This is a genomic window from Sphingomonas sp. FUKUSWIS1 (assembly GCF_000733135.1).
GTDB lineage: Bacteria > Pseudomonadota > Alphaproteobacteria > Sphingomonadales > Sphingomonadaceae > Sphingomonas > Sphingomonas aerolata.
Genome location: NZ_JPJC01000074.1, coordinates 1 through 7,645, shown reverse-complemented (window position 1 = coordinate 7,645; position 7,645 = coordinate 1). Strand labels below are relative to the sequence as shown.

At 68.1% G+C, this 7,645-nt stretch carries 8 protein-coding genes; 7 read left to right on the top strand and 1 reads right to left on the bottom strand.

Translation table 11 applies throughout. The features are described 5' to 3' along the window. The 7 genes from sphsw_RS05725 to sphsw_RS05695 all read left to right on the top strand — a co-directional run. Window positions 1-1,085, top strand: a 1,085-nt coding sequence (locus sphsw_RS05725; RefSeq protein ID WP_031439759.1) for a GMC oxidoreductase, incomplete at its 5' end; no start/stop codon positions are given. Window positions 1,086-1,095: 10 nt separating this feature from the next. Beyond that, window positions 1,096-1,899 (top strand): SDR family NAD(P)-dependent oxidoreductase, encoded by an 804-nt coding sequence (locus tag sphsw_RS05720; RefSeq protein ID WP_031439758.1) that lies wholly within the window; start codon window positions 1,096-1,098, stop codon window positions 1,897-1,899. Then, complete coding sequence (locus tag sphsw_RS05715; RefSeq protein ID WP_031439757.1) at window positions 1,896-2,408, top strand: peptide-methionine (S)-S-oxide reductase; 513 nt, start codon at window positions 1,896-1,898, stop codon at window positions 2,406-2,408. Before sphsw_RS05720 ends, sphsw_RS05715 begins: the two co-directional genes overlap by 4 nt. Further along, the gene (locus tag sphsw_RS05710) at window positions 2,405-2,902 is read left to right on the top strand and encodes a metallophosphoesterase family protein (protein ID WP_031439756.1); all 498 of its coding nucleotides are present in this window, start codon (window positions 2,405-2,407) and stop codon (window positions 2,900-2,902) included. The genes sphsw_RS05715 and sphsw_RS05710 overlap by 4 nt, the downstream gene beginning before the upstream one ends. A 32-nt stretch (window positions 2,903-2,934) precedes the next feature. Further along, entirely contained in the window at window positions 2,935-3,255 is a 321-nt protein-coding gene (locus sphsw_RS05705; protein ID WP_031439755.1) for an HNH endonuclease, read from the top strand. A gap of 151 nt (window positions 3,256-3,406) precedes the next feature. Next, window positions 3,407-6,277 (top strand): TonB-dependent receptor domain-containing protein, encoded by a 2,871-nt coding sequence (locus tag sphsw_RS05700; protein ID WP_320481896.1) that lies wholly within the window; start codon window positions 3,407-3,409, stop codon window positions 6,275-6,277. A 150-nt stretch (window positions 6,278-6,427) separates the two neighbouring features. After that, a complete protein-coding gene (locus sphsw_RS05695; RefSeq protein ID WP_031395307.1) occupies window positions 6,428-6,793 on the top strand; it encodes a DUF4440 domain-containing protein in 366 nt (121 codons plus the stop codon). A 38-nt stretch (window positions 6,794-6,831) separates the two neighbouring features. On the opposite strand, the gene sphsw_RS05690 is transcribed toward sphsw_RS05695, so the two are convergent. Continuing rightward, window positions 6,832-7,645 (bottom strand): molybdopterin cofactor-binding domain-containing protein (locus tag sphsw_RS05690; RefSeq protein ID WP_031439753.1); only part of this gene is annotated, 814 nt, incomplete at its 5' end.

Sequence of the window (7,645 nt, the reverse complement as noted above, 5' to 3'; positions counted from 1 at the left end):
ATCCCCCGGTCGCGCGCAACGCCGCCGCCGACGCGATGGCGCGGGGCTGCGCGGCGCTCGGCATCACCGCGACCGACGCCCCCGCCGCCCTGGTCTCGCGCGATCGCGACCAGCCGCACTGGGGACAGCGCCAGGCCTGCGTCAATTGCGGCGCCTGTCACCAGGGCTGCCGCAACGCCGCCAAGACGAGCATGGACACGACCTATCTGCCCCTCGCAGTGGCGCATGGGGCCGAGATCCGCGCCGGCGCCCGCGTGATCGCGTTCGACTATGACGGCCGCGGCCGGATCAGCGCGGTCGTGTACAGCCAGAACGGGCAGGAGCATCGCCAGCTTTGCGCCGCGGTCTTCCTGTGCGCCGGCGGAGTTGAGACGCCGCGGCTGCTGCTCAACCTCGGCATCGCCAATTCGAGCGGTCAGGTCGGGCGCAACTTCATGGCGCATGTCGCGACGCAGCTCTGGGGCCGGTTCGACGCGGAGATGCGGATGAACCGCGGCTATCCCTCGTCGCTGATCAGCGAGGACATGATGCGACCCGGCGATGCCGGCTGCGCGGGCGGTTATCTGATTCAGAGCCTCGGCGTGCTCCCCGTCAACCTCGCCACCGGGCTCGCCCGCGGCGCGGGCCTGTGGGGCGAACGGCTGCAGACGCTCCTGCGCGGCTATAACCGGATGGCGGGGATCGGGATCAACGGCGAGTGCCTGCCGCATGCCGACAACCGGCTGACACTCGCCGACGAGGTCGACGCCTTCGGCCACCGCAAGGCGCGGATCGACTTCAGCTATCACGCCAACGAACAGGCGATCGATCGCCACGCCCGGCGCACGCTCACCGACATCTGGGCGGCGGCAGGCGCGCAGGACATCTTTGCGGTCGATCGCTCGGCGCATACGATCGGCACCTGCCGCATGGGGCATGACGGCGACACCGCGGTGGTTGATTCCGACGGTCGCAGTTTCGACATCGCAAACCTGCGGATCTGCGACAATTCCATCTTTCCCAGCGCACTGGCGGCCAATCCCGCGCTGACGATCATGGCGCTGTCGCTGCGCACCGCCGACCGTTTTCTCGCATCCGACGATTGAGGAGTTTCACATGGATCTGGGTATCAAGGGGCGCATCGCGCTGATCAGCGGCGCGGATTCCGGCATGGGCAAGGAAACCGCACGGCTGCTGCTCGAGGCCGGCGTGCGCGTCGCGATCACCGATCAGCCGGGCGGCACGCTCGACACGGCGCTCGCCGAACTGTCGCCGCTCGGCGAGGTGGTCGCGGTGACCGGCGACGTCACCAGCCTCGATGATGTCCGCGCGATCTGGGCCGAGGTGCGCGAGCGGCTCGGTGATCCCGACATCTATGTCAACGCCGCGGGCGTGACGGGCGCGACCGGCGACTTTCTCGACGTCGACGATGCCGGCTGGGAGCAGACGCTCGACATCAACCTCATGGGCGCGGTGCGCATGTGTCGCGAGGCGATCCCGGCGATGCGCAAGGGCGGCTGGGGCCGGATCGTGCTGTTCGCCTCCGAAGACGCGGTCCAGCCCTATGTCGACGAACTCGCCTATTGCGCGTCGAAGGCGGGCATCCTCGCGCTCGCGAAAGGGCTGTCCAAGGCCTATGGCGGCGACAATGTCCTCGTGAACACCGTCTCGCCCGCGTTCATCGCGACGCCGATGACCGACAAGATGATGCGCAAGCGCGCCGAGGAACGCGGCGAGAGCTTCGACGCGGCGATCGACAGCTTCCTCGAGGAGGAACGCCCGGGTATGGTGCTCAAGCGCCGCGGCAAGGCCGAGGAAGTCGCCGCCGCCGTCGCCTTCCTTTGCTCGGAGCGGGCGAGCTTCATCAACGGTGCAGGGATACGCGTCGATTCCGGCTCGGTGTTCACGATCGCCGGATGACGGAACAGCGCGTGCACCGGATCGGGTTCGGCGGCGGGTGCCACTGGTGCACCGAGGGCGTCTTTCAGGCGCTCCGCGGCGTGCAGACGGTCGAGCAGGGCTTCCTCCAGTCCGAGGCCCCGTCGGACGCCTGGGCGGAGGGCGTGATCGTGACGTTCGATCCCGCCGCCATCAGCCTGGCGACACTGGCCGAGGTCCATCTGCGCACGCATTCGGCGAAATCCGGCTATTCCCCCGCCGGACGCTATCGCAGCGCCATCTATGTGTTCGAGGACGGCCAGCGCCCCGACGCCGAAGCGGCGATCGCCCGGTTCGCAGCCGAGAGCGCTGAGCCGGCCCGCACGCTGGTCCTGCCGTGCACCGGCTTCCGGCCCTCGGACGAGCGCTTCCAGAATTACTACCGGACCGATCCAGACCGGCCCTTCTGCCGCCGCTACATCGATCCCAAGCTCGACTATATCCGCACCCATTTCGCCGCCGTCGCCCTGCCCGCGGAGCCGCGCGCGTGAGCGTCTTCTTCACCGCCGACACGCATTTCGGCGACCACCGCACGATCAACATCGCGCGCCGGCCGTTCGCCGACACCGCCGCGATGGACACAGCGCTGATCGACCGGTGGAACGCCGTCGTCGGGCCGCAGGACGTGGTGTGGCACCTTGGCGACGTCGCGCGTCGCTCCGAGGACGTGGCCGGGCTGCTCGCGCGGCTGAACGGGACCAAGCACCTGCTGCGCGGCAACAATGATCCCGATGCGACGCTGGCGGCACCGGGCTGGGCCAGCGTCGCCGACTATGCGGAGATCACGCTCGACGACCGGCGGCTCGTCCTGTGCCATTACCCCTTCCGCAGCTGGAACGGCCAGCACCGCGGCGCGCTCAACCTGCACGGGCACAGCCATGGCCGGCTGAAGCCGATGCTCCGCCAGTTCGACGTCGGCGTCGATGTCGATGGTCACGACTATGCGCCGGTCCGGCTCGACCGCCTGCTCGCGCCCCGGCGATAGGTGCGAGGAGAATGGGCGGACGCGTGAAACGGATGGCCGGACTGGCCGAGGCGGCGGCACGGACCGCGCAGGCTGCGGACGACGCGCCCTGCGCCCTATGCGGCCGCCCGCTCGGCCACCGCGTCGAGCGCCACCACGTCGTCCCCAAGAGCGAGGGCGGTACACAGACCGTGCCGGTCCATCCGATCTGCCACCGCACCATCCACGCCTTCGTCGCCAACCGCGACCTCGCCACCAGCTATGCGACGATGGACCAGCTCCGTGCGCGCGAGGATATCGCCCGCTACCTGCGCTGGATCGTCGACAAGCCCCCCGACTTCCGCGCCCCCACGCGCAAGCGCAGCGCCCCCTGAACGGACCTTGGTGGTGTAACCCGCAAGCAACACCCGTTTCGCAATTTACCATTGCTGATCGTAACGGAGCAGCAACATATGGTCATAAAAACCATTTTCGTCGTAACCATGGTGCACCGCCGTAAAACGGGGTGTCACAAGGGGGACAGAAATGCGTTGGACGAAATGGATGATGCGCTCGTCGCGGATGGCGATGGGCGCGGGCCTGCTGATCGCGGCCAATGGCGCCGCGGCGCAACTGGCGACCGACCCCCAGACGCCCACCGCCCCCGCGGCGACCGAGGCCCCCACCGAAGACATCATCGTCACCGGATCGCGCATCCGTCGCGACCCGCTCGATCAGCCATCGCCCGTCATCACCGTCGATGAGAACGCGATCGCGCGCACCGGCCTGTCGTCCGTCGCGGACATCCTGCAACGCCTGCCCGCCTCGTCGGGCGGCCTCAATTCGAAGTTCAACAGCTCGGGCAATTTCGGCAACCCGCCCGATGGCGGCGGCGTCGGCGCGGGCTCCGCGGTGCTCGACCTGCGCTATCTCGGCCCCAAGCGGACGCTCGTGCTCGTCGACGGCCTGCGCTTCGTCAACGGCGCGTCGGCCAGCGGCATCCCGGCGACGGTCGATCTCAACTCGATCCCGTCCTCGATGATCGAACGGATCGAGGTGCTGCAATCGGGCGCCTCGACGCAATACGGGTCCGACGCGATCGCGGGCGTCGTCAACATCATCACCAAGCAGAACCAGAAGGGGTTCAAGGGATCGGCGCAATATGGCCAGTATCTCGGCGACAATGACGGCAAGACGCAGGATTACCAGCTGAGCTACGGCTTTGGCAGCCAGGGCGTGCACGTCGTCGCGGGCGGCTATTACACCAAGCAGGAATCTGTCAGCGCCGCCGATCGCGACATCTCGCAATTCCCCAATCCGGGCCAGACCAGCTGCGCCGAACCCATCGGCGGCTGCTCCAGCTTCACGCCCTTCGGCCGGTTCCTGGTGAACGGCCAGAACATCACGCTGCGTGGCCCCGTCGCCAGCGGCCGCCCGGTCTATGACCCGACGCTCGCGACCGGCGACTTCAAGGCGTTCACCGCCGCCGATCGGTTCAACTTCGCCCCGCTCAACTATTTCCTGACGCCGGTCGAGCGGTTCGGCGGCTTCGTCAACACGCGCGCCGAGTTTTCGGAGGCGCTCAATCTGCGCGTGAAGGCGGTCTATAACCGCCGCAATTCGCAGAACCAAGCGGCGTTCCTCCCACTCGGCATCGGTCCCGACGTCGGCAACGGCAACATGCTCGACACGCTCTCGGTCGATGCCACCAACCCGTTCAACCCGTTCGGCGTGACGCTCGTCCCCGGGCAGAACTACACCGCGATCTTCCGCCGCCTCGTTGAGGCGGGGCAGCGCACCTACAGCCAGCAGGTCGACACCATGTCGCTGACCGGCACCCTGGACGGCAAGTTCCAGATGTTCGGGCACAACTGGTATTGGGATGCGAGCGCGGTCATCGGCTATAACGATGCCAAGCAGCTGTTCACCGGCAACATCAACGCCGCGCGCCTCGCCCGCGCGATCGGCCCGATCAGCCAGTGCACCGGCGAATGCGTGCCGTTCAACTTCTTCGGCGGGGTCGGCTCGATCACCCCGGCGATGCTCGGCTATATCGGCTTCGACGAACGCGACCGCAGCCGCCAGAAGCTGAACGACTATACCGCCAATATCTCCGGCGAGCTGTTCGACCTGCCCGGCGGGCCGGTCGGCATCGCGGTCGGCTATGAGCATCGCTATCAGTTCGGCAGCTTCACGCCCGACCCGATCATCCAGGCGGGTCTCGGCGCGGACATCCCGGCACAGGCGGCGAGCGGCAAGTTCAACGTCGACGAGGTCTATGGCGAAATCCGCCTGCCGCTGCTGCGCGACATTCCCGGCATCGCCTCGCTCGAGCTGAACGGCGCGGTCCGCCATTCGAACTATTCGACCTTCGGGGGCAATACGACGCTCAGCGGCGGCGCGTTGTGGAAGCCCGTCAGCGACCTGCTGCTGCGCGGCCAATATGCCGAATCGCTGCGCGCACCGTCGATCGGCGAGCTGTTCGGCGCGCAGTCGCGGTTCGACGCCTCGATCGACGATCCCTGCACCAGCGCCGCGGGCGGGCTGTTCCAGTCCAACCCGACGGTTCGCGCGAACTGCGTCGCCAACGGCGTGCCCGGCAATGGCAGCTATGCCGAACCCTCGGGCCAGTTGCCGGTGCTCACCGGCGGCAATAGCGAGCTGCGCCCTGAAACCGCCCGGACGCTGCTGTTCGGCGGCGTGTACAGCCCAAGCTGGGCCCGCGGCGGCACGCTCTCGGCGCTCAGCCTCGAGGTCAATTATTACGACATCAAGGTCGACGACTCGATCGCGTCGATCCCGGCCCAGGTGCTGCTCAGCCGCTGCGCCCAGACCGGCGACGCGCTCAGCTGCGCGGCGGTGCGGCGTGCCCCCAGCGGCATCGTGACCGCGATCAACGGCCTGCTGCTCAACACCGGCGGCATCCGCACCAAGGGCATCGACGCGACGCTGACGGTCCGCTCGGGCGAAACCGGCGCCGGGCGCTTCGGCCTCTACGTCTCGGGCAACTATCTGCTCAAGTACAGCGAGCGGACGCCCGCGACTGACGGCTTCGTCACGACCGACTATGTCGGCACCGAACGCGGCTCGCCCGATCAGACCTATCCGCACTTCAAGGGACTGGGGACGATCGACTGGTCGGTGGGGCCGGTCACCGCGAGCGTCACCGGACGCTATATCGACAATGTCGACGAAATCGCTGCGGAGAACGCCCTGAAGAGCCGCCTCTACGGCGACGTCCAGCTCCAGTTCCGGCCGGCCTGGCTCGATTCGAAGCTCGCGCTGACCTTCGGCGTGAACAACGTCTTCGACAAGGATCCCCCCGCCTGCTTCAGCTGCAGCCTGAACAACTTCGACCCGACGACCTATGACATCCCGGGCCGGTTCGGCTACCTGCGGCTCTCCTACGGGCTGTAGGACGAGGGCTGCCGACCGGCGCGTCGGTCGGCAGCCACACAGGCGTCGGAAACATAGGATGCTCCGATCGCCAAAAGACCCTCGTCTCACCGATTGTGAGGAACGAAGTAGGCCGTCCCCGCGCTCGACCCCGACAGAAGGAGACGAGCAATGGACGACACCAGGGTCTGGGCATTTGAAGAAAGCCTGTGGACGGGCGACGCGGACCAGTATCACACGCTGATCGACGACGAATGCGTGATGGTGCTCCCCGAGCAGCCCTTCGTGATGACCGGCGCGCAGGCGATCGAGGCGGTCGCCGATACGCCGCGCTGGTCGGAGGTCCGGTTCAGCGAACAGCAGATCATGCGCCCGCAGGAAGGTCTGATCGCGATCGCCTACAAGGCCGAGGCGAGCCGCGAAGGCGCAACCGGCTATACTGCCTATTGCACCACCACGATGCGCCGGCTCGAGCATGAGGAATGGCGCGTGGTCCAGCACCAGCAGACGCTCGCCCCGGTCGCCGGCGGCGCCTGAGCCGACCAATATGGCGGTCACCCCGTGACCGCCGATGATCAGGAGCGCGTCGCCAGCCCCCCCGCCAGCGGCATGCTCCTGGTCCTGACCCCCGTTGCCGCCGCCAGCGCATTGGCGAGCGCGGCGGCGGTGGGCCCCTGCGCGCACTCGCCCGTGCCGAGAAACGGCGTACCCGGCCGGTCGATGACCTCGACGACGACGCTGTGCGGCACGTCCGCGAACCGCAGGATCGGATAGCCGCTCCAGTCATAATCGGTCCGGCGCGTGCCGTCGTGCCCCGCGGCCTCGTAGGCGGTCCAGCTCAGCGACTGGAGCAACCCGCCCTCGACCTGGTTGCGGATGCCGTCGGGATTGACCGCCTCGCCGCTGTCGACCGCGACGACCGCGCGGTGGACGACCAGCCGCCCTTCGTCGGGGATCCGCTCGACATCGAGCGCGACCGCGCAATAGGCGCCGTGATTCTTGTAGCGCGCAAAGGCGAAGCCCCGCCCGCGATTGGGCCGGGGCCGATAGCGGCTCCACCCGAACCGCGCCGCCGCGCGCCGAATCACCTCTGCAGCGCGCGGATCGTCGAGATGCGCCAGCCGGAACGCGACCGGATCGCGCCCCGCCGCCGCCGCCAGCTCGTCCATCGCACTTTCGAGCGCGAAGATGTTCAGATGCGCGCCCAACCCGCGCAGCGCCGACACCCGCACCGGCATGTCGGGCAGGAACTGGCTGACGATGCTCTGGTTGGCGAAGCGATAGAGCGGGATGGCGTTGCGATCGCCGCCGCCATTGGGCTGCGGGATCGGCTTGGGCGGCGTCGGCACGAACGGCGGCACCACCTCCACGCCCGCGAGCAGGTCGCCC

What these genes read in the sequence shown, in the direction of transcription:
- sphsw_RS05720 (WP_031439758.1), top strand. Translation starts at nt 1,096, where the DNA reads ATGGATCTGGGTATCAAGGGGCGCATCGCGCTGATCAGCGGCGCGGAT.
- sphsw_RS05715 (WP_031439757.1), top strand. Translation starts at nt 1,896, where the DNA reads ATGACGGAACAGCGCGTGCACCGGATCGGGTTCGGCGGCGGGTGCCAC.
- sphsw_RS05705 (WP_031439755.1), top strand. Translation starts at nt 2,935, where the DNA reads ATGGCCGGACTGGCCGAGGCGGCGGCACGGACCGCGCAGGCTGCGGAC.
- sphsw_RS05700 (WP_320481896.1), top strand. Translation starts at nt 3,407, where the DNA reads ATGCGTTGGACGAAATGGATGATGCGCTCGTCGCGGATGGCGATGGGC.
- sphsw_RS05695 (WP_031395307.1), top strand. Translation starts at nt 6,428, where the DNA reads ATGGACGACACCAGGGTCTGGGCATTTGAAGAAAGCCTGTGGACGGGC.